Below are 21,046 nucleotides of genomic sequence, written 5' to 3'. Positions count from 1 at the left end.
GTTTCACGATTTTGCCGCCACCAGCCACCCGAGAATTTCCACGCAAGGATGACGTCGTGACCAAAATCATCGCCTTGACCAACCAGAAGGGTGGGGTCGGCAAGACCACCTCTGCCGTCAACCTGGCCGCCAGTTTGGCGTCGCTGGATCGCCGCGTACTGCTGGTCGATCTCGATCCCCAGGGCCACGCCACCATGGGCAGTGGTGTCGACAAGCACAGCCTCGAGGGCAGCGTGCTCGACGTCATCCTGGGCGACAAGCGCCCGGTGGAGGTCATCCTCGACTGCCCCGAGGCGGGCTACGCCCTGCTGCCCGGCAATGGCGACCTGACCGCCGCCGAGGTCGAGCTGCTCGATCGTGGTGAAGGCCGCGAGCGGGCGCTGGCCAAGGCGCTGGACGAAGTCGCCGGCGAGTACGACGTGGTGATGATCGACTGCCCACCGTCGCTGAACATGCTCACCGTCAATGCGCTGACCGCCGCCGATGGGGTACTGATACCGCTGCAGTGCGAGTTCTATGCCCTGGAAGGCCTGTCGGCGCTGCTCGACACCGTCGAGCAGATCAAGGACAGCGTGAACCCGGGCCTCGAGATCTTCGGGATCCTGCGCACCATGTTCGACGCCCGCAACAGCCTGACCCGGGACGTCAGCAAGCAGCTGCGGGACTACTTCGGCGATGCCCTGCTCAAGACCACCATTCCACGCAACGTGCGGGTTGCCGAGGCGCCGAGTCACGGCCTGCCGGTCACCAAGTACGCACGCTTCTCGCGGGGGAGCCAGGCCCACCGGGTGCTGGCCAAGGAACTGATTCGTCGGCTGTCGCTGTAGCCCCGGCCAGGGTGGCAAGGGCCAGCAGTGTCGAATTTTTGAGCGTGCTGTGATGAGGATGAATCGATGACGCGCAAACGCGCCCTGGGACGAGGACTGGATGCGCTGATCGGGGCCGGTGCCCGCCGCCGCGAGAGCCTCGATCTGCCCGAGGTGGATGCCGAGCTGACGACCGACGGCGACGAAGACGCCACGGTGGTGCCGCCTCCCGCGCCGGAGGAACGTCTGGAGCGCCTGCCGCTGGGCCAGCTCAGCCGTGGACGCTACCAGCCAAGGCGCGATATCCAGCCCGAAGCGCTGGAGGAGCTGGCCGACTCGATCCGCGCCCAGGGCGTGATGCAGCCCATCGTGGTGCGTCCGATCGGTCCCGACCGCTATGAGATCATCGCCGGTGAACGCCGCTGGCGGGCCTCCCAGCTGGCCGAACTGGACGTCATCCCGGCGGTGATCCGCGAGGTGACCGACGAGGTGGCCCTGGCGCTGGCACTGATCGAGAACATCCAGCGTGAGAACCTCAACCCGGTGGAGGAGGCGCTGGCGCTCAAGCGTCTGCTCGACGAATTCGAACTGACCCAGCAGCAGGTCGCCGACGCCGTGGGCCGTTCGCGTACCCAGGTGACCAACCTGCTGCGCCTGCTGGCGCTGGACCCCGAGGTGCAGACGCTGCTCGAACGCGGTGACCTGGACATGGGCCATGCCCGCGCCCTGTTGACCCTGCCGGCGGCCAAGCAGCGCAAGGCGGCCCATGAGGTGGTCAACAAGGACCTGACCGTGCGCGCCACCGAGGCACTGGTCAAGCAACTGGCCAATGGCAAGCCAAAGGCCGCCAAGACTGCGCCGAATCAGGACGTGGCCCGGCTGGAGACCCGTCTGGCAGATCTGCTCGGCGCCCCGGTCAAGATCAGCCACGGCAAGGCTGGCAAGGGCAAGGTCACCATCCAGTACTCGAGCCTCGATGAGCTCGACGGCATCCTGGGCCACATCCGCTGAGTGGCGACGACCAGAGACAGCGACCAGGTTGCGCGTATCAGCGCAGTAAACCACTTAGGTCGCTAATCACTTTAGCGGCCTTTTCTCCGCATTTGGTCGTAAGCCAGCGCGAAGTGACGACAAATCGTCACGTCTTTGGTTGAAGCCGTTAGGGGGCTTCCCTATAATCGCGCCGGAGTCTGCCGGTGGTCTGTCGCCGGCGATCACGATGGATGACGAGTTCGCGCCAAGAGGCGCGTCGGGAGAGACACTTGGCGGCCAGGATCCAACGACCCCAGGTGCAGCGCCTGCTGATGGCACAGCTCGCTGTGCTGGCGCTGACCAGCGTTGCGGCGGCTGGCATCGACGGTATCTCCGGCGCTTCCTCGGCGGCCCTGGGCGGGCTGGTGGCCTTTTTGCCCAATGTGTTCTTTGCCTGGTGTGTGTTCCGGGCGCAGGGCGCGCGCTACTCCAAGGCCATCGTCAACAATTTCTATCGTGCGGAAGCCGGCAAGTTCGGTTTGACGGCGGCGCTGTTCACCCTGGTGTTCATCGCAGTGCCTCCCTCAAACCCGACTTTTTTCTTTGGCGCTTATGTGGTGACGCTGTTCGTTCATTGGCTGGGGCCCTGGCTGGTGAAACGACCGTCGCACACCTGACAACGAGGCAGACATGGCAGGCACGAATCCGACTCCGACGGAATATATCCAGCACCACCTGCAGAACCTGACCTTCGGGCTGCACCCGGACAATGGCTGGTCGATCGCCCATTCCGCCCAGGAAGCTTCCGACATGGGCTTCTGGGCAGTTCACCTCGATACCCTCGGCTGGTCCGTCGGTCTCGGTCTGATCTTCCTGTGGCTGTTCAAGAAGGCGGCCAACACCGCTACCACCGGCGTGCCTGGTGCGCTGCAGAACTTTGTCGAGCTGATGGTCGAGTTCGTCGACAACTCGGTCAAGGACACCTTCCACGGCAAGAGCAAGCTGATCGCGCCGCTGGCGCTGACCATCTTCTGCTGGGTCTTCCTGATGAACCTGATGGACCTGGTGCCGGTGGACTTCCTGCCGCTGCTGGCGGCCAAGATCGGCGCCCTGTTCGGCGCGGACCCGGCCCACGTCTACTTCAAGGTGGTACCGACCACCGACGTCAATGCCACCCTCGGCATGGCGCTGTCCGTGTTCGGCCTGATCATCTTCTACACCATTCGTGCCAAGGGCTTCTCCGGCTTCATCGGTGAGCTGACCCTGCACCCGTTCAACTCACCCAACAAGCTGGTCCAGGCGCTGTTCATCCCGGTCAACTTCCTGCTCGAGACCGTGACCCTGATCGCCAAGCCGATCTCCCTGGCCCTGCGACTGTTCGGCAACCTCTACGCCGGTGAGCTGATCTTCATCCTGATCGCGATGATCGGCCTGTGGCAGCTGCCGCTGCACTTCACCTGGGCGGTGTTCCATATCCTGGTCATCACCCTGCAGGCCTTCATCTTCATGATGCTGACCATCGTCTACATGAGCATGGCGGTGGAGAAGCACTGACGGTTTCGCTTCAACCCTAAACCCTTAACCCTAACCCACTGATAAACCTTAGTTTCAACTAAAAACTGGAGAGACCACCATGGAAGCACAAGTTCTGGGTATGACCGCCATCGCCGTGTCCCTGCTGATCGGCCTGGGTGCACTCGGCACCGCCATCGGCTTCGGTATCCTCGGAGGCAAGTTCCTGGAAGGCGCTGCACGTCAGCCGGAAATGGTTCCGATGCTGCAGGTCAAGATGTTCATCGTCGCCGGCCTGCTGGACGCCGTGACCATGATCGGTGTTGGTATCGCGCTGTTCTTCACCTTCGCTAACCCGTTTGTCGGTTAATGTCCGACCGCTCGTCCCGAGCCGTCGATCCGTTAACCCCAAACCCGTAACGCGAGAGGTGCTGGCGTGAACCTGAACCTTACCCTAGTCGGCCAGGCTATCGCCTTTGCGTTCTTCGTCTGGTTCTGCATGAAGTTTATATGGCCGCCGGTCATGCAAGCTCTGCAGGAACGCCAGAAGAAGATCGCCGATGGTCTGGATGCTGCCAGCCGTGCGGCGCGTGATCTCGAGGTGGCCGAGAAAGAGGCCGACGAGACCCTGCGCAAGAGCAAGCAAGAGGCGGCCGAGATCCTGGAACAGGCCCAGAAACAGGCCAACCAGAAGCTCGAGCAGGCACGCGAAGACGCCCGCCTTGAAGGCGAGCGCATGATTGCCAAGGCCAAGTCCGAGATCGAGCAGGAAGTGGCACGCGCGAAGGAAGACCTGCGCGCACAGGTGTCCCGTCTGGCGGTCCTGGGCGCTGAGCGAATCCTGGAGTCCTCCATCGACGAGAAGCAGCACGCTGCCATCGTCGACAAACTCGCCAAAGAGCTCTGAGGAGGTGCCCCATGGCGGAAACGTCAACTATCGCTCGCCCGTACGCCAAGGCTGCCTTTGAGCACGCCGTGGCCAAGGACGCGCTCGACGAATGGTCCGGCATGCTGGCCAGGGTCGCGCAGGTCGTCGGCGACGACGACATGCGCGCCCGGGTGCTCGGCAATCCCAAGCTGTCCAGCGCACAGAAGGCTGATGTTGTCGTCGACGTCTGTGGTGACGCCGTCAATGACGACCTCAAGAACTTCGTTCGCCTGGTCGGCCAGAAGGGTCGCCTGGCGGCGCTCGGCGCCATCGCCGAGCAGTTCGAGGTGCTCAAGGCCCAGCAGGAAAAGCGGGTAGAGGTGGAAATCGTTTCCGCCTTCCCGCTGGCCGAAGCCCAGGAACAATCGCTCGCGAGTGCACTGGCCAAGCGTCTGAACCGCGAAATCTCCATTACCACTCAGGTGGACAAGACGCTCCTGGGCGGCGTGATCCTGCGTGCCGGCGACACCGTCATCGACGGTTCGGTACGTGGTCGATTGAACCGCCTCCAGGAAGCCCTTTCCGCCTGAGTCTGAGGGACATGGCATGCAGCAACTGAATCCTTCCGAGATCAGCGACATCATCAAGCAGCGTATCGAGAAGCTTGACGTCGCATCCGAAGCCCGTAATCAGGGCACGATCGTCAGCGTATCTGACGGTATCGTGCAGATTCACGGCCTCGCCGACGCAATGTTCGGTGAGATGATCGAATTCCCCGGCGGCATCTTCGGGATGACCCTGAACCTCGAGCGCGACAACGTCGGTGCCGTGGTTCTGGGTGATTACCTGCAGCTGGAAGAGGGCATGACTGCCCAGTGTACCGGTCGCATCCTCGAGGTGCCGGTGGGTCCCGAACTGCGCGGCCGCGTGGTCGACGCCCTCGGTAACCCCATCGACGGCAAGGGCGACCTGGGCACCAAGGAAACCGACGCGGTCGAGAAGGTCGCACCTGGCGTCATCACTCGTCAGTCCGTCGACGAGCCGATCCAGACCGGTTTCAAGTCCATCGATGCCATGGTGCCGATCGGCCGCGGTCAGCGTGAGCTGATCATCGGCGACCGTCAGATCGGTAAGTCGGCGATCGCCATCGACGCGATCATCAACCAGAAGGGCACCGGCGTCACCTGTGTCTACGTGGCCATCGGTCAGAAGCAGTCGACCATCGCCAACGTGGTGCGCAAGCTCGAAGAGCACGGCGCCATGGAGCACACCATCGTGGTCGCCGCCGGCGCCGCCGATCCGGCCCCGATGCAGTTCCTCGCCGCCTACTCCGGCTGCACCATGGGCGAGTACTTCCGCGACCGCGGTGAAGACGCGCTGATCGTCTATGACGATCTGTCCAAGCAGGCCGTGGCCTACCGCCAGGTGTCCCTGCTGCTGCGTCGTCCGCCGGGCCGTGAAGCCTTCCCTGGCGACGTCTTCTACCTCCACTCCCGTCTGCTCGAGCGTGCCGCGCGTGTCAACGCCGACTACGTCGAGAAGTTCACCAACGGTGAAGTGAAGGGCAAGACCGGCTCGCTGACCGCACTGCCGATCATCGAGACCCAGGCCGGCGACGTGTCTGCCTTCGTTCCGACCAACGTGATCTCGATCACCGACGGTCAGATCTTCCTCGAAACCGACCTGTTCAACTCAGGCATCCGCCCGGCCATCAACGCCGGTCTGTCGGTGTCTCGTGTGGGTGGCTCGGCACAGACCAAGATCATCAAGAAGCTCGGCGGCAGCGTGCGTCTGGCTCTGGCCCAGTACCGCGAGCTCGCGGCCTTCTCCCAGTTCGCTTCCGACCTGGACGAAGCCACCCGCAAGCAGCTCGAGCACGGTCAGCGCGTCACCGAGCTGATGAAGCAGAAGCAGTACTCGCCGATGTCGGTTGCCGAGATGGCGATCTCCCTGTTTGCCGCCAACGAAGGCTTCCTGGACGACGTCGACGTCAACAAGGTGCTGGACTTTGAACATGCACTCCACGAGTACATGAAGTCCGAGCACGGCGAGTTGCTCGACAAGATCAACGAGTCTGGCGACTACAACGACGAGATCAAGGACGGCCTGAAGCAGGGTCTCGAGAAGTTCAAGTCCTCTCAGAGCTGGTAAGCGTCCACTGGCCCGCCGCAAGGCGGGCCAGGTGGTCGAACAGGATTCTGAGGGTCACCGAACAAGGGTAGATCGCCATGGCAGTCGGAAAAGAGATTCGCACGCAGATTGCGAGCATCAAGAACACGCAGAAGATCACCAATGCGATGCAGATGGTGGCGGCGTCGAAGATGCGCAAGACCCAGGAACGGATGTCGGCGAGCAAGCCTTACGCCGAACAGATCCGTCACGTGGTGGGTCATCTCGCCCAGGCCAACCCGGAATACAAGCATCCGTGGATGGAAGAGCGTGAGGCCAAGCGCGTCGGTTACATCGTCGTCTCCAGCGATCGTGGTCTCTGTGGCGGCTTGAACGTCAACCTGTTCAAGGCGACGGTCAAGGACGCTCAGGCGTGGCACGAGAAGGGCGCCGAGCTCGACTTCTGTGCCCTCGGCAGCAAGGCCAGCAGCTTCTTCCGCAAGTATGGGGGAAGCCTGGTCGCCGCCAAGAGTGGCCTGGGGGAAACGCCGAGTCTTGATGATCTGATCGGCAGCGTGAAGGTGATGCTGGATGCCTACGATGAAGGCAAGCTGGATCGTCTTTACGTGGTGCACAACGAATTCGTCAATACCATGACCCAGAAGCCGGTCGTCCGTCAGCTGCTACCGCTGACCGAGGACACCGCAAAGGTCGAGGAAGACGACGAGAACAAGCGTCCCAGCAGCTGGGACTACCTGTATGAGCCGGATGCCAAGGCGCTGCTCGACAGCCTGCTCGTGCGCTACGTTGAAGCGCAGGTGTATCAGGCGGTGGTCGAGAACACAGCGTGCGAGCAGGCGGCACGCATGGTTGCCATGAAGAGCGCGACCGACAACGCGGGCAATCTGATCGACGATCTGGAGCTGGTGTACAACAAGGCCCGTCAGGCGGCCATTACCCAGGAAATCTCCGAGATCGTTGGCGGTGCCGCCGCTGTTTAAGGCATGCAGGTTTCATTTGCAGGTATTAGAGAGGAACCAAGATGAGCGGACGTATCGTACAAATCATCGGCGCGGTGATTGACGTAGAGTTTCCGCGGGACGATGTTCCCAAGGTCTACGACGCGCTGAAGGTCACCGAAAAGGAGACCATCCTCGAAGTCCAGCAGCAGCTGGGCGACGGCGTGGTGCGCTGCATCGCCATGGGCTCGACCGAAGGGCTCAAGCGCGGCATGAACACCGATAACACCGGCGCGGCCATCTCCGTCCCGGTCGGCCAGGAAACCCTGGGCCGCATCATGAACGTGCTCGGCGAGCCGATCGATGAGGCCGGTGAGATCGGCGAGCAGGAGCGCATGCCGATCCACCGCGAGGCTCCGGGCTATGCCGACCAGGCGGCCACCAACGAGCTGCTCGAGACCGGCATCAAGGTCATCGACCTGGTGTGCCCGTTCGCCAAGGGCGGCAAGGTTGGTCTGTTCGGCGGTGCCGGTGTCGGCAAGACCGTCAACATGATGGAGCTGATCCGTAACATCGCCACCGAGCACAGCGGTTACTCCGTGTTCGCCGGTGTCGGCGAGCGTACTCGTGAAGGTAACGACTTCTACCACGAGATGCAGGAGTCCAACGTTCTCGACAAGGTGGCACTGGTCTACGGCCAGATGAACGAGCCGCCCGGGAACCGTCTGCGTGTGGCCCTGACCGGTCTGACCATCGCCGAGAAGTTCCGTGACGAAGGTCGTGACGTACTGTTGTTCGTCGACAACATCTACCGTTACACCCTGGCCGGTACCGAGGTGTCCGCACTGCTGGGCCGTATGCCGTCCGCGGTGGGTTACCAGCCGACCCTGGCCGAGGAGATGGGCGTTCTGCAGGAGCGTATCACCTCCACCAAGACCGGCTCGATCACCTCCGTGCAGGCCGTCTACGTGCCCGCGGATGACTTGACCGACCCGTCTCCGGCGACCACCTTCTCGCACCTGGACGCCACCGTGGTACTGGCGCGTTCCATCGCCGAGCTGGGTATCTATCCGGCCATCGACCCGCTGGACTCCACCTCTCGCCAGCTCGATCCGCTGGTGGTGGGCGACGAGCACTACAACGTCGCGCGCGGTGTTCAGGGCGTGCTCCAGCGCTACAAGGAGCTCAAGGACATCATCGCCATCCTGGGTATGGACGAGCTGTCCGACGAAGACAAGCAGATCGTGGCACGTGCGCGTAAGATCCAGCGCTTCCTGTCACAGCCGTTCTTCGTTGCCGAGGTGTTCACCGGCTCTCCCGGCAAGTACGTGTCGCTGAAGGAGACCATCCGTGGTTTCCAGGGCATCCTGGACGGCGAGTACGACGAGCTGCCCGAGCAGGCCTTCTACATGGTCGGCACCATCGACGAGGCCGTCGAGAAAGCCAACCAGATGAAGTAATCCCTCTAACCGGGAGACGTCATCATGACGAAAACCATCCAATGCGAGATCGTCAGTGCCGAAGCCTCGGTCTACTCCGGTAGTGCCGAGCAGGTGGTGGCGGCTGGCATCCTGGGGGATCTTGGCATCCTGGCCGGCCACACGCCGCTGCTGACCGAGCTGGCTCCGGGCCCTGTGCGGGTGCTCAACGAAGGCAGCGAGGAGCACTTCTACGTCTCCGGCGGCTTTATCGAAGTGCAGCCCGAGAAGGTGATCGTGCTGGCCGACACGGCGGTTCGCGCATCCGATCTGGATGAAGCGGCCGCCGAAGAGGCCCGCAAGCAGGCCATCAAGGCCATGGAGGACAAGTCGGCGGAGCTGGATTACACCCGCGCCGCGGCGGAACTCTCCGAGGCCCTGGCCCAGCTGCGTACCATCCAGCAGCTGCGCAGGAAGGCCGGCAAGGGCTAAGTTCCCTGGCGCCGATGCCCCACGCCCCCCGAATGGCTGACATTCGGGGGGCGTTTTCGTTGGTGATGGCCACAGCGAACCGCGACTGACGCTTCTTCGATGCTTGCCTTGTGTCTAATGTTCATCCAGACATGGCATCATGTCGCCTTTTCGAGCAGCCCCGATAGGTCGTCTCTTGGGGACACTGCGCCTCAGCGATTTGCGGCAAGGACGCCGGCCATGAGGAGACGCCCATGAATCTGACCCCCAGCCTGGATGCGCACAAGCAGGTGCTGCTGCGTGCCCTCGATCCCCGCGACAGCAAGACGCTGGAAGCCCGCCTGCCCGAGATTCGCTCGGCGGATCTGGCCGAGATCCTCGAGCGACTGATCGAGGATGAGGACCGCCTGGACAGCGCCGTGGCGCTGTTGGCCTGCCTGCCGGTGGGGCGCCAGGCCAGCGTGTTTGGTCACCTGCCGTTCGAGGCCCAGGATGAGATGGCGTCTCGCATCGAGGACGCCTGGCTGTCGCGGATCCTCGACAAGATGGGCTCGGACGAACGTGCCGACCTGTTCAAGGTGCTGGGAGATGATCGCAAGGAGGCGCTGTTACGGCGCATGGCGCGGCGCGAGCGCGAGGCGCTCAAGCGCTTGGCCAGCTACGAGGAGGGCACCGCCGGCGCCCTGATGACCGCCGACTATGTGGCGATCCCGATGGGGCTTACCGTGTCCCGGGCGATGATGCGGGTGCGCCAGACCGCTCCCGACGCCGAGACCGTCTACCAGCTGTACGTGGTGGACGAGTACGGCCGCCTGGCCGGGACCATGTCACTGAGACAGCTGATGGTGGCACGGCCCCAGGCGATCATCGACGAGTTGATGATCCACGACGTCATCAGCATCGGTGTGGACGCCGAGCAGGAAGAGGTCGCCCGGGTGGTGGCACGCTACGACCTGCTGGCGTTGCCGGTGACGGACACCGACGAGCGACTGGTCGGCATCGTCACCCACGACGACGCCATGGACGTGGTCGAATCCGAGGCCACCGAGGACATCCACAAGGGCATGTCGATCGGCCAGCTGGAAGGCGGCGTGTCCCGGGTGCCGCTGTGGAGCCTGTATCGCAAGCGAGTGATCTGGCTGGTATTACTGGTGTTCGGCAACCTCTTCTCGGGAGCCGGCATCGCCCACTTCGAGGACACCATCGCCGCCCAGGTGACCCTGGTGTTCTTTCTGCCGCTGTTGATCGGCAGCGGTGGCAACGCCGGCGCCCAGGCCGCCACCCTGATGGTGCGAGGCATGGCCACCGGTGACGTCGGCATCAAGGACTGGAGCAAGCTGCTCGGCCGAGAACTGCTGGTGGCAGGCTCGCTGGGACTGACCATGGCCCTGGCGGTTGCCCCCATCGGGGTCATTCGAGGCGGTGAGGCGGTGGCCTTGGTGGTGGCCATCAGCATGATCTGCATCGTCTTGTTCGGCAGCCTGCTCGGCATGTGCCTGCCGTTCGTGCTCGATCGGCTGGGCTGGGATCCGGCCACCGCCTCGGCACCGCTGGTCACCACCCTGATCGACGCCTCCGGGGTGGTCATCTACTTTTCCATCGCCACACTGGTACTGATGGGAAATTGATCGACCGCAGCGGGTGCAGCCAGGGAGCCCCCCGGACAGCGGACAGGAACGGCTGTGGAGTGTATGCTCTTGCGGGCGTTTTGCCTGTTACCCCCCTCGCTTACGGGTCACTCCATGGATTGGCTACAGATTGTCGTTCTCTCCTTGATTCAGGGGATCACCGAATTTCTTCCGGTATCGAGCTCCGCCCACCTGATACTGGTGCCGGTGTTCAGCGACTGGTCGGATCAGGGGCTGGCCTTCGACGTGGCGCTGCACCTGGGTAGCCTTGGCGCGGTGGTCATCTATTTCCGCGACGAGATCCTGCGCATGCTGACGAGCTGGTGTGCCAGCGTCGCCGGTCGCGGCACCGATCAGGACGCTCGGCTGGCCTGGTGGGTGATCCTCGCCACCGTTCCGGTGGGGCTGGCCGGACTGCTGTTCAAGGACGTCATCGAGCAGTATGCCCGCTCGCCCATGGTGCTGGCCTTCGGTCTGATCTTCTTCGGCCTGCTGCTGGGGCTGGCCGACTGGCGCTTCAGGGGTTCGCGCAGCGAGTATCAGCTGCGCTGGAGCGATGCCCTGTGGATCGGCATTGGCCAGGCGCTGGCGCTGATTCCCGGCACTTCGCGCTCCGGCATCACCATCACCGTGGCACTGATGCTGGGCATGGGGCGCGAAGCCGCAGCCCGCTTCTCGTTTCTGCTGTCGATTCCGGTGATCGTGCTGGCGGGGGGGCTCGAGGCCTGCGAGCTGATTCAGACGGGTGTCGATGTGCACTGGGGTGACATGGCGCTCGGCACATTGCTGTCCGGCGTCAGCGCCTACCTGTGCATCCATTTCTTCCTGTCGTTCATCAAGCGCATCGGCATGCAGCCCTTCGTCGTCTATCGCCTGCTGCTCGGTATCGCCCTGATCTGGCTGTTTGGTTGAAACATTCGAAGAGAATTTTCCATGACTGGATTCAAAGTTGTACGTCTCACCTGCCTGCACAGGTGGCTGGCGCCCCTTCTGATGGCACTGATGGTGTCCGGTTGCAGCGAAGAGACCACTACCCGTTCGCCGATCACCCTGGAAGGCGACATATTCGGTACCTTCTACCAGATCACCCTGGCCGACCCGCTGACGCAAGAGCAGGTCGAGGAGATCGAGCAGGGCGTGCTCGACGAGATGCACGCGGTCGACGCCTCCATGTCGACCTGGCGCGAGGATTCGGAGCTGTCTGCCTTCAATCAGTCGCCGCTGGGGGAGTGGCAGCCGATCTCCGACGAATTCATGGAAGTGCTGGCCATCAGCCAGTCGGTCAACCAGCAGAGCCACGGCGCCTTCGACGTCACCGTCGGTAGCCTGGTCAATCTGTGGAGCTTTGGCCCCGAGGCCCGTCCCCGGGAAATTCCCGATGAAGCCGTACTCGAGCAGCGCTTGTCTCAGGTCGGCATGGACGCGCTCGAGATCGATACCGCCGAGGCCCAGGCCCGTCGCCTGCGTGACGTCTACGTCGATCTGTCCGGGGTGGCCAAGGGCTTTGCCACCGACGAGGTGGCGGCTTACCTGGATCGCCAGGGAATCGCCAATTACCTGGTCAACCTCGGCGGGGAGGTCAAGGTCAAGGGGCGGCGTGACGGCGGCAAGGGCCTGTGGCGCATCGGTATCGAGGTGCCCGAGAACGGCACCCCCAAGGCTCAGCACGTGGTTGGCCTCGATGACGTCTCGGTGGCGACTTCTGGTGACTACCGTCACTACTTCGAGGCCGACGGCAAGCGATACTCGCATACCATCGATCCTCGAAACGGGCGACCGATCACCCATCGCCTGGCCTCTGTCACGGTGGTGCATCCGTCCAATGCCTGGGCCGACGCCTGGGCCACCGCGCTGAGCGTGATGGGCGAAGATGAAGGCATGCAGGCCGCCATCGACCAGGAGTTGCCGGTGGTGATGCTGGTGCGTCAGGGTGAGGGGTGGGAAAGTCGGGTCAGCCCCGCCTTTGTGACCCGTTTCGGGCAGGAGATGGTCGATACGCTGGGGCTGACGGTGGTGACGGATGACGACACCCCGCTAGAATAGAAGCGCTGTTCTCATGCAATCGGTCCCTGGCGCCGTTTGGCGGTTCAGCTTCGATACTGTAGCGATATTCGCTTCGATCTTTTGTTTTTGACAAGGAGTCACGATGAGCCTCGATGTGGTGATTCTCGCCGCCGGACAGGGCACCCGCATGCGCTCGAGCCTGCCCAAGGTGCTGCATACCCTGGCGGGCAAGCCGATGGTCCGTCATGTGGTCGATACCGCCCAGGGTCTCGACGCGGACCGCACCCACGTGGTCATCGGGCACGGTGGCGAGCGGGTGCGCGATGCCCTGGCCGACACCGAGGTTCGCTTTGCCCACCAGGCCGAGCAGAAGGGTACCGGTCACGCCGTCGCCCAGGCGCTGGGCCAGCTCGGCGATGGCAAGGTGCTGGTGCTCTACGGCGATGTGCCGTTGATCCGTCGGCAAACGCTGGCGGCCTTGCTGGAGCAGGTAGACGAGCGCCATATGGGGCTTCTGACCGTGACCCTGGACGACCCGGCGGGTTACGGTCGCATCGTGCGTGACGACCAAGGCGAGGTGGTGGCTATCGTCGAGCAGAAGGATGCCTCTGAAAGCGAGCTTGCGATCACCGAGTGCAACACCGGCATCATGGCCATGACCAGCGCCCAGCTGAAGCGCTGGCTGCCGGAGCTTTCGTCGGACAACGCCCAGGGCGAGTACTACCTGACCGATGTGATCGCCATGGCCGCCGCCGAGGGTATCGCCGTGGCTACCGCCCAGCCGTCGCGGCCGATGGAGGTGGAAGGCGTCAACAATCGCGCGCAGATGGCGAGGCTTGAACGCGCTCACCAGCGTGATATCGCCGACGCACTGATGGAAAAGGGCGTGGCCCTGGCTGATCCTGAGCGTCTGGATGTGCGTGGCAAGCTGAGCTGCGGGCACGACGTCTTCATCGACGTCGGCTGCGTGTTCGAGGGTGAGGTGGAACTCGGCGAAGGCGTGCGCATCGGCCCCTACACGGTGATACGCAATAGCCATGTCGGTGCCGAAAGCGTCATCGAGGCCCACAGCATCGTCGACGGTGCAGTATTGGCCGGGCTGAACCAGATCGGTCCCTTCGCCCGCCTGCGCCCCGGTTCCCGCCTGGCGGTCAAGGCCAAGGTCGGCAACTTCGTCGAGACCAAGAACGCCGAAGTGGGCGAGGGCAGCAAGATCAACCACCTGAGCTACGTGGGTGACGCCCGCCTGGGACGTGAGGTCAACATCGGCGCCGGTACCATCACCTGCAACTATGACGGTGCCAACAAGCACCGCACCGAGATCGGTGATGCCGCCTTCATCGGCTCCAATTCGGCGCTGGTAGCCCCGGTCAGTGTCGGCGAGGGCGCCACCGTCGGCGCCGGTTCCACCATCAGCCGCGACGTCGCCGATCATAGCCTGGCGGTGACGAGGTCTCGTCAGATCGCCAAGGCCAACTGGCCGAGGCCGACCAAGGACGAGAACTGAGGGACATTCGCTGTCCCTTTCAGCTTGGCGTCAATCTGGCGGGCCGTCCCCGCCAGATGGCCAAGGCCAAGGGCTCAAGGACGACTGATGGCGGAGATATGGCCGCCGATCCGGGCTAGACAGCCAGCCGATCGCCGGCGAGCCCGGTTTTATCGCTGCGGTGTCCCTGTTTCGCCGTTCAGTGGTAGCCAATAACGATACTTTCAAGGAGTGACGCCTATGTGTGGCATCGTCGCCGCGGTGGCCCAGCGCAACGTACAGAACATTCTGCTCGAAGGCCTCAAGCGCCTCGAGTACCGCGGCTATGACAGTGCCGGCATGGCGGTACGCAGCTCCAGGGGGACTCTGGAGCGACAGCGCGCGGTGGGCAAGGTGGCCGCGCTCGAGGAGCGACTGGAAGAGTGTGCACTGCTGGGACTCAGTGGCATTGCCCACACCCGCTGGGCGACTCATGGCCGTCCCAGCGAGCCCAACGCCCATCCTCACCAGTCACGGGACCGCCTGGCGGTCGTGCATAACGGCATCATCGAAAATCACGAGCAGCTGCGTCGGGAACTCACCGATCAGGGCTATGTGTTCGAGTCCGAGACCGATACCGAGGTGATCGCCCACCTGCTGGAGCGAGAGTCTCGCCGCGACGGTGATCTGCTCAGCGCCTTCCAGCGGGTCGTCGCTGGCCTCGACGGCGCCTACGCCCTGGGCGTCTTGGCGGTGGACGAGCCCGATGTGGTGGTCGGCGCGCGCAAGGGCAGCCCGCTGGTGGTCGGCGTCGGCATCGGTGAGGCCTTCCTGGCGTCCGACCCGCTGGCGCTGCTGCCGGTGACCGATCGTTTCATCTATCTGCGTGAAGGCGACGTGGTTCGGCTGTCCGCCAATGGTCGCATCGAGATCTTCGATTCCGAGGGGACCGCGGTCGAGCGTGAGGTCCAGACCTTCGAGCATGGTGACGGCGCCGCCAGCAAGGGCGAGTACCGCCACTTCATGCTCAAGGAAATCCACGAACAGCCGGCGGTGATCGCTGCGGCGCTGGAAGGCCGCCTGGGCGACCGCTCGGTGCTGGTGGAAAGCTTCGGTCCCGACGCCGAGCGCCTGTTCCAGCAGGTCCGCCAGATCCATATCGTGGCCTGCGGCACCAGCTATCACGCCGGCATGGTGGCGCGCTACTGGCTCGAGCGCTATACCGGCATCCCGGTGCAGGTGGAGGTCGCCTCCGAGTATCGCTACCGCAAGGTGGTGGTGCCCCAGGGCACCCTGTTCGTGACCCTGTCCCAGTCCGGCGAGACCGCTGACACCCTGGCTGCGCTGCGTTTTGCCATGGAGCAGGACAACTACCTGGGCAGCCTGGGTATCTGCAACGTACCGGGCAGCTCGCTGGTGCGCGAAGCCGACCTCACTTTGATGACCCAGGCCGGCCCCGAGATCGGTGTGGCCTCCACCAAGGCCTTCACCACCCAGTTGACCGCGCTGATGCTGTTCGCCCTGGCGCTCGGCCGAGTGCGAGGCATGGATGAGGACGAGCAGGCGGATATTGTCGCCGCACTGCGGACCCTGCCGGCGCTGTGCAGCCAGGTGCTGGGGCTGGACGAGGCCATCGAGCGTCTGTCCACGGCCTTCGCCGAGAAGCACCATGCACTGTTTCTGGGACGTGGCGCCCACTTCCCCATCGCCCAGGAAGGCGCCTTGAAGCTCAAGGAGATTTCCTACATTCACGCCGAGGCCTACCCGGCGGGCGAGCTCAAGCACGGCCCCCTGGCGCTGGTGGACAGCGAGATGCCGGTGATCTCGGTGGCGCCCAACGACGAACTGCTGGACAAGCTCAAGTCCAACCTGCAGGAGGTCAGGGCTCGAGGCGGCGAGCTGTACGTGTTCGCCGACGAGAACGTCGGCCTGAACGCCAGCGAGGGTATCCAGGTGCTGCATCTGCCCCACGTCCACGAGGCACTGGCGCCGATCCTCTACACCCTGCCGCTGCAGCTATTGTCGTACCACGTGGCGGTGCTCAAGGGGACCGACGTCGATCAGCCGCGCAACCTGGCCAAGTCGGTGACGGTGGAGTAGACATACCGTCTAGAGATAGTATGGCAGCGGTCGCAGCCTCGGCCTGACGGAAGGGAAGTCTTCCCATCAACTCCAGAGAAGGTGTTGATGCAGTCCGTTCTTGTTCTTGGAGGCTAAAGAGAGTGCGGTGACACCCTGGTGTCCCGCGCTCTTTTTTTGCCTGGGAATGGGGTCCACTTCAGTTCAGGGATGGAGAGCAAGTCACCGATCAATCAGGCAGGACTGCCGCCAAATAGCCCGGCACCGGATTTGACGATATCTCGTTGCGTTCTCGGTGGTGATGATTCTGATGTGCTATACAGTCATCAAGGCGCTGAACTGAAAGCGGCGTCGCTTTCGTTGATATTTCCACGCGTTATTTGCGGTCCCCCCTGTTGTGCTGACCTACACGGGGTAGAGGGTTTCAGGGGAGGGCTGCTGTTTCCGGTACACATAGTGACGCCGAGAGCTCAATCTTTCCGCTACTGGTAAGGGAGCCTCAGCTCTCATCGCTTGTCCTGTCACACGCAACAGCTGACGTGTGCGAGACTCACTCGGCCAGTGTGTTTCCATCCACAGGAGCATCATTCATGAGTACTCAAAGCGAGCAGGCTCCAACCCCGGTTTCGGACGACATGCAGACGGACTATACCGTCGGGCAGGACAACTTCGAGGGCAGCCTGGGGCCTATCGGCTTCGATATACACAACCGGGTCTTCGCCATTTCGGCGCTGGCCTCGATTGTCTTCATCGTGCTGACGCTGCTGTTCCCCGAGCGAGCCGGTAATCTCTTTCAGTCCATTGTCAGCTTCTCCACCGGCACCCTCGACAGCTACTTCATGATCGTGGTGGACGGCTTCATCCTGTTCTGTCTGGCACTGGTCGTGCTGCCATACGGCAAGGTCCGCCTGGGCGGCCCCGACGCCACGCCGGAGTATGGCTACCTGTCCTGGTTTGCGATGCTGTTCGCGGCCGGCATTGGCATCGGCCTGCTGTTCTTCGGCGTGCTGGAACCGGTCTATCACGCCAACGTCTCCTCGCCGCTAGGCACGCCCTCGCCCTTCGGTAGCGACGGGGAACTGAACGCTGAGGCCATCGCCGACGCCACCGCCATGGGGCTGGCCGGCACCTATCTGCACTGGGGCATCCACGGCTGGGCCGTCTACGTGGTGATGGCGCTGGCGCTGTCCATCTTTACCTACAACAAGGGCCTGCCCTTCTCCATCCGTTCGGCGTTCTTCCCGCTGCTGGGTGACCGCGTCTGGGGCTGGTGGGGCCACGTCATCGACATCCTGGCGGTATTCTCGACCCTGTTTGGCCTGGCCACCTCGCTCGGCCTCGGCGCCCAGCAGGCCAACGCCGGCATGAACTTCGTCTTCGGCCTGGAGGTCAGCATCACCACTCAGGTGGTCGTGATCGCAGCCGTCACCGCTGTGGCGCTGGTCTCGGTGTGGCGCGGTCTGGAAGGTGGCGTGAAGCGGCTTTCCGAGATCAACATGGGAATGGCCGTGCTGTTCTTCTTCTTCGTGCTGTTCGCCGGCCCGACCCTGGCAGCGCTCGCCGGCTTCTGGGCCGGCCTTGAGACCTACGTGACGAAGTTCATCCCGTTGTCGGCCCCCTTCGGCCGCGAGGACGACGCCTATCGCCAATCCTGGACTATCTTCTACTGGGCCTGGTGGATCAGCTGGGCGCCTTTCGTCGGCATGTTTATCGCCCGCGTCTCCCGGGGGCGCACGGTGCGTGAATTCGTGATCTGTGTGCTGGTGATCCCGAGTCTGTTCATCTTCATCTGGATGGGCGTGTTCGGCGCCACCGCCCTCGACCAGCTATATGCCAATCCGGCCGGCAGCCTGGTCAAGGAGTACGTGATCGACAGCTACAGTCCCGAGCTGTCGCTGTTCGGCATGCTCAACGAGCTGCCGCTGTCGGGCCTGATGTCGACCCTGGGCATCATCCTGGCGCTGATCTTCTTCGTCACCTCGTCGGATTCCGGCTCGCTGGTGATCGATACCATCACCGCCGGTGGCAAGATCGATGCACCGCGCCCTCAGCGCATGTTCTGGGCCACGGTGGAAGGTTTGATTGCCATCGTACTGCTGATCGGCGGCGGGCTTTCGGCGCTCCAGGCCGGAGTCACGGCCACCGCGATCCCCTTCTCGGTGGTGATGATTGTGATGTGCTACACCATCATCAAGGCGCTGAACGGCGAGCTTCGTCAGTTACGCCGCCGGGGTGGCTGAGTCCTCTCATCATGCGAAATCTGTCGGCTTTCTTTGGTTGTAAATACTCTATCTGCTGTCACAACAACGTCGACTAATCCCGTTTTGCTGCATCCAACTTTGCCCGGCCTCACGAGGTCGGGCTTGTTCCCTTCCTGTTGTGTAGTGCTGAGGGAAGCGTAGGCTCAAGTGTCGCCGCAGATTCAGGAGGTGCGGTCGAGTACAACGCGATATTCCGTCTACCGGGGTATGGCTCCCCTTAGCTCGATAGATCAATGTTCAAGTCATTGATGGTAATTAACTCAGTTTTTCTAGGCGCTGTCCGAAAAGTCGACGAGCGAAGGTTAGACAAGGCAAAAATCGGTGAGAAAGCGCAGTTTACGGGGTGTAAATGAGCATTTTGATCCGATTTTTAACGCCGTATTACCGAGCGCAGGCACTTTTCAGACAAGCCCTAGATAGGCGCTTGGAGCGTGACGCGCTCGGTTCCGGCAGCCCAAATCCACATGAAGTGACGAAGAGCTCTTTCCAGAGTGACGTCGGCCGCGAGGTATCGCCGACGGCGCGACGAGTCAGCGTCATAGCTGCGAGGCCAAAGGTATCCTGGCGCAGCGCCGGGAGGTCTTGAGGCGACAAAGCAGCTTTATCCGGAGTGTTGGTCCTGGGACATCGGAAACCTCGGCCTGCCAGAGGTAGCGCACCTGAATTCCGAGAGGAATGCGGCGCCCCTGGCGGCAGGGTGTTAAAGAGTCAGAATGATTTCATGTGTCATCTGTGTTGACAGGCTCCGCACTGCCGGTCCGAGAACCTGGGCGCAGCTTCTACTGCCTATCGATATATGCAGTACCGGTACTTGATAAAGAAGAAAGCTCGGAATTTTCCATATTTTCCGGTTCTAGCATTATGAATTTGTAAGATATATTTATATTGTTTTGCTAATTCGGACACTTCTTTTTCGTGCTTCATTAGGCACAATATCAAACGCCGTTCTCGAACCTTCGTTTCTATAGTCGTTAGTTAAGCGCTTGGTTATACGTGGTCGCCATTCCTGCGAGTGGTTTGCCGGTCATGCCTGGGTCTCCGAGCGTGCAGGCGTCGGTGATTCAGTTCAGCGACAGCCGCCATGACGACCGCCACGACAACGATAATGAAGGGAGACGGCGATGAGCGGATTGCGATCCACAAGCGCCTTGCTGACGGGAACCGGCCTTTGTGTGCTGATGCCGATCGCGGCCGAGGCGCAGACGTCGATGCAGGAACTCAATGACCTGAAGGCCCAGATCGAACAGCTCAAGGCCCAACAGCAGGCGGCCATGCAACTGGTTGAACAGCAGCAGGCCCAGATCGATAACCTGATCAACCAGCAGGCCAGCATGCAGGAGGACGTCGCCGACGTCAGCGAGAACGTGGTCAAGCGCACCGACAGTGGCGACTTCCTGGTGGGGGATACCACGGTGTCCTTTGGCGGCTACATCAAGGCTCAGGCGGCGTTCTCCGACAATGGGCTGAGCGACGGCAAGGCCAACGAGACGGTGACGGCGGGGCTGTTGCGCGCCACCGACGACGACGCCGACAATCGCGTCAGTTTCAGTGCGCGGGAAACGCGTCTGAGCTTCGGTACCAGTACACCGCTCGGTGGCGATACCATGAAGACCTATATCGAGACGGATTTCTATGGCGCCGACGACGAAGCCAACGAATTTGTTTCTCACTCCTACGCGCCGCGGCTGCGCCACGCCTACCTGAGCTGGGGCAACTGGCTGGCCGGGCAGTACTGGTCAACCTTCATGGATCTCAAGGGGCTTGGCGAGATCGACGCCTTCAGTACCCATACCGGCTCGATCTTCGTGCGCCAGCCACAGCTTCGCTATACCTACCCGCTGGATTGGGGCAGCCTGCAGTTCGCGGTGGAGAATCCCGAGGACGGCGACGATGACCAGGACACCCCGGACATGGTGGCCCGGGTCAATGTGGATCAGGAGTGGGGGCATGTTTCAGCGGCCACCGTGGTCAGGCGCTTCAGCCTGGATGACGCCGAGGACGACGACAGTCGCTGGGGGGCCGGTTACAGCCTGACCGGTCGATTCCCGGTGTTCGAAAAAGACGACCTCATGCTGCAGGCCAACTACGGCAACCTGGGGCGTTACATGGCGCTGGGCGCCTACCCCAACGCCAAGGTGGAGGACGGTCAGATCAAGATGGTGGAGTCCTGGGGCGCTTCGGCCATCTATCGTCACTACTGGACCGACACGCTGCGCTCGAGCATCGCCTACTCGGCGACTGAACTCGACAGCAACGGTAACGGCGACGACACCGACAGCTACGACAGCTTCTTTCTCAACCTGATGTGGTCGCCCTTTGCCAACACCACGCTGTCGGCGGAGTACCAGCGCTACGACCTGGATGAGGTGGACGGCGATACCTTCGACCTGGATAGGATTCAGTTCTCCGCCAAGTACGACTTCTAGAAGGCTGAAAAGCCCCTGTACCCGTCGGCTTTTCGGACAGAGTCCCGGCTGAGGGCGAGAAGCTCCGG

The 21,046-nt window shown here is 62.6% G+C and carries 18 protein-coding genes; all 18 read left to right on the top strand.

Translation table 11 applies throughout. The annotated features are described in order from the left end of the window. The first annotated feature begins 56 nt into the window (after positions 1-56). The 18 genes from NKF27_RS21025 (at position 57) to NKF27_RS20940 (ending at position 20,978) form a co-directional block, all read left to right on the top strand. Positions 57-827 carry a ParA family protein gene (locus tag NKF27_RS21025; RefSeq protein WP_045992716.1) on the top strand — a complete coding sequence of 257 codons (771 nt, stop codon included), beginning with the start codon at positions 57-59 and terminating at the stop codon, positions 825-827. A 66-nt stretch (positions 828-893) separates the two neighbouring features. Continuing rightward, positions 894-1,817, top strand: a complete 924-nt coding sequence (locus tag NKF27_RS21020) for a ParB/RepB/Spo0J family partition protein (protein ID WP_045992715.1) — start codon at positions 894-896, stop codon at positions 1,815-1,817. A 278-nt stretch (positions 1,818-2,095) separates the two neighbouring features. Next, positions 2,096-2,455, top strand: coding sequence for an ATP synthase subunit I (locus NKF27_RS21015; protein ID WP_231498561.1), 360 nt, complete (start codon positions 2,096-2,098; stop codon positions 2,453-2,455). 13 nt (positions 2,456-2,468) lie between these two features. Continuing rightward, positions 2,469-3,332, top strand: a complete 864-nt coding sequence (gene atpB / locus NKF27_RS21010) for a F0F1 ATP synthase subunit A (RefSeq protein ID WP_045992713.1) — start codon at positions 2,469-2,471, stop codon at positions 3,330-3,332. A gap of 79 nt (positions 3,333-3,411) precedes the next feature. After that, complete coding sequence (gene atpE, locus NKF27_RS21005) at positions 3,412-3,660, top strand: F0F1 ATP synthase subunit C (RefSeq protein WP_045992712.1); 249 nt, start codon at positions 3,412-3,414, stop codon at positions 3,658-3,660. 66 nt (positions 3,661-3,726) lie between these two features. Further along, a complete protein-coding gene (locus NKF27_RS21000; protein ID WP_045992711.1) occupies positions 3,727-4,197 on the top strand; it encodes a F0F1 ATP synthase subunit B in 471 nt (156 codons plus the stop codon). A gap of 11 nt (positions 4,198-4,208) precedes the next feature. Next, a complete protein-coding gene (locus tag NKF27_RS20995) occupies positions 4,209-4,748 on the top strand; it encodes a F0F1 ATP synthase subunit delta (RefSeq protein WP_045992710.1) in 540 nt (179 codons plus the stop codon). A gap of 16 nt (positions 4,749-4,764) precedes the next feature. Next, on the top strand, positions 4,765-6,309 hold the full coding sequence (gene atpA, locus NKF27_RS20990) for a F0F1 ATP synthase subunit alpha (protein ID WP_045992709.1): 1,545 nt from the start codon (positions 4,765-4,767) through the stop codon (positions 6,307-6,309). A 77-nt stretch (positions 6,310-6,386) separates the two neighbouring features. Further along, positions 6,387-7,268 carry a F0F1 ATP synthase subunit gamma gene (gene atpG, locus NKF27_RS20985; protein ID WP_045992708.1) on the top strand — a complete coding sequence of 294 codons (882 nt, stop codon included), beginning with the start codon at positions 6,387-6,389 and terminating at the stop codon, positions 7,266-7,268. 41 nt (positions 7,269-7,309) lie between these two features. Continuing rightward, entirely contained in the window at positions 7,310-8,686 is a 1,377-nt protein-coding gene (gene atpD / locus NKF27_RS20980) for a F0F1 ATP synthase subunit beta (protein ID WP_045992707.1), read from the top strand. Positions 8,687-8,710: 24 nt separating this feature from the next. Further along, complete coding sequence (locus NKF27_RS20975) at positions 8,711-9,136, top strand: F0F1 ATP synthase subunit epsilon (protein ID WP_045992706.1); 426 nt, start codon at positions 8,711-8,713, stop codon at positions 9,134-9,136. 233 nt (positions 9,137-9,369) lie between these two features. Then, positions 9,370-10,743 carry a magnesium transporter gene (gene mgtE / locus NKF27_RS20970; RefSeq protein WP_253554778.1) on the top strand — a complete coding sequence of 458 codons (1,374 nt, stop codon included), beginning with the start codon at positions 9,370-9,372 and terminating at the stop codon, positions 10,741-10,743. A gap of 114 nt (positions 10,744-10,857) precedes the next feature. After that, positions 10,858-11,655, top strand: a complete 798-nt coding sequence (locus tag NKF27_RS20965; protein ID WP_253554777.1) for an undecaprenyl-diphosphate phosphatase — start codon at positions 10,858-10,860, stop codon at positions 11,653-11,655. Positions 11,656-11,676: 21 nt separating this feature from the next. Further along, positions 11,677-12,786 (top strand): FAD:protein FMN transferase, encoded by a 1,110-nt coding sequence (locus NKF27_RS20960; RefSeq protein ID WP_253554776.1) that lies wholly within the window; start codon positions 11,677-11,679, stop codon positions 12,784-12,786. A 103-nt stretch (positions 12,787-12,889) separates the two neighbouring features. Continuing rightward, positions 12,890-14,254 (top strand): bifunctional UDP-N-acetylglucosamine diphosphorylase/glucosamine-1-phosphate N-acetyltransferase GlmU, encoded by a 1,365-nt coding sequence (glmU, locus tag NKF27_RS20955; protein WP_253554775.1) that lies wholly within the window; start codon positions 12,890-12,892, stop codon positions 14,252-14,254. Between the two features lie 219 nt (positions 14,255-14,473). Next, complete coding sequence (gene glmS / locus NKF27_RS20950) at positions 14,474-16,312, top strand: glutamine--fructose-6-phosphate transaminase (isomerizing) (RefSeq protein ID WP_253554773.1); 1,839 nt, start codon at positions 14,474-14,476, stop codon at positions 16,310-16,312. Between the two features lie 569 nt (positions 16,313-16,881). After that, a complete protein-coding gene (locus NKF27_RS20945; protein ID WP_253554772.1) occupies positions 16,882-18,531 on the top strand; it encodes a BCCT family transporter in 1,650 nt (549 codons plus the stop codon). 1,142 nt (positions 18,532-19,673) lie between these two features. Next, positions 19,674-20,978: a DcaP family trimeric outer membrane transporter gene (locus NKF27_RS20940; RefSeq protein WP_253554770.1), complete on the top strand. Its 1,305-nt coding sequence runs from the start codon at positions 19,674-19,676 to the stop codon at positions 20,976-20,978. Positions 20,979-21,046: the final 68 nt, after the last annotated feature.

The organism is Halomonas sp. DN3, assembly GCF_024137905.1.
GTDB lineage: Bacteria > Pseudomonadota > Gammaproteobacteria > Pseudomonadales > Halomonadaceae > Halomonas > Halomonas litopenaei.
Note: the sequence above shows the minus strand (reverse complement) of the source record. Positions and strands in the feature narration are given on the sequence as shown.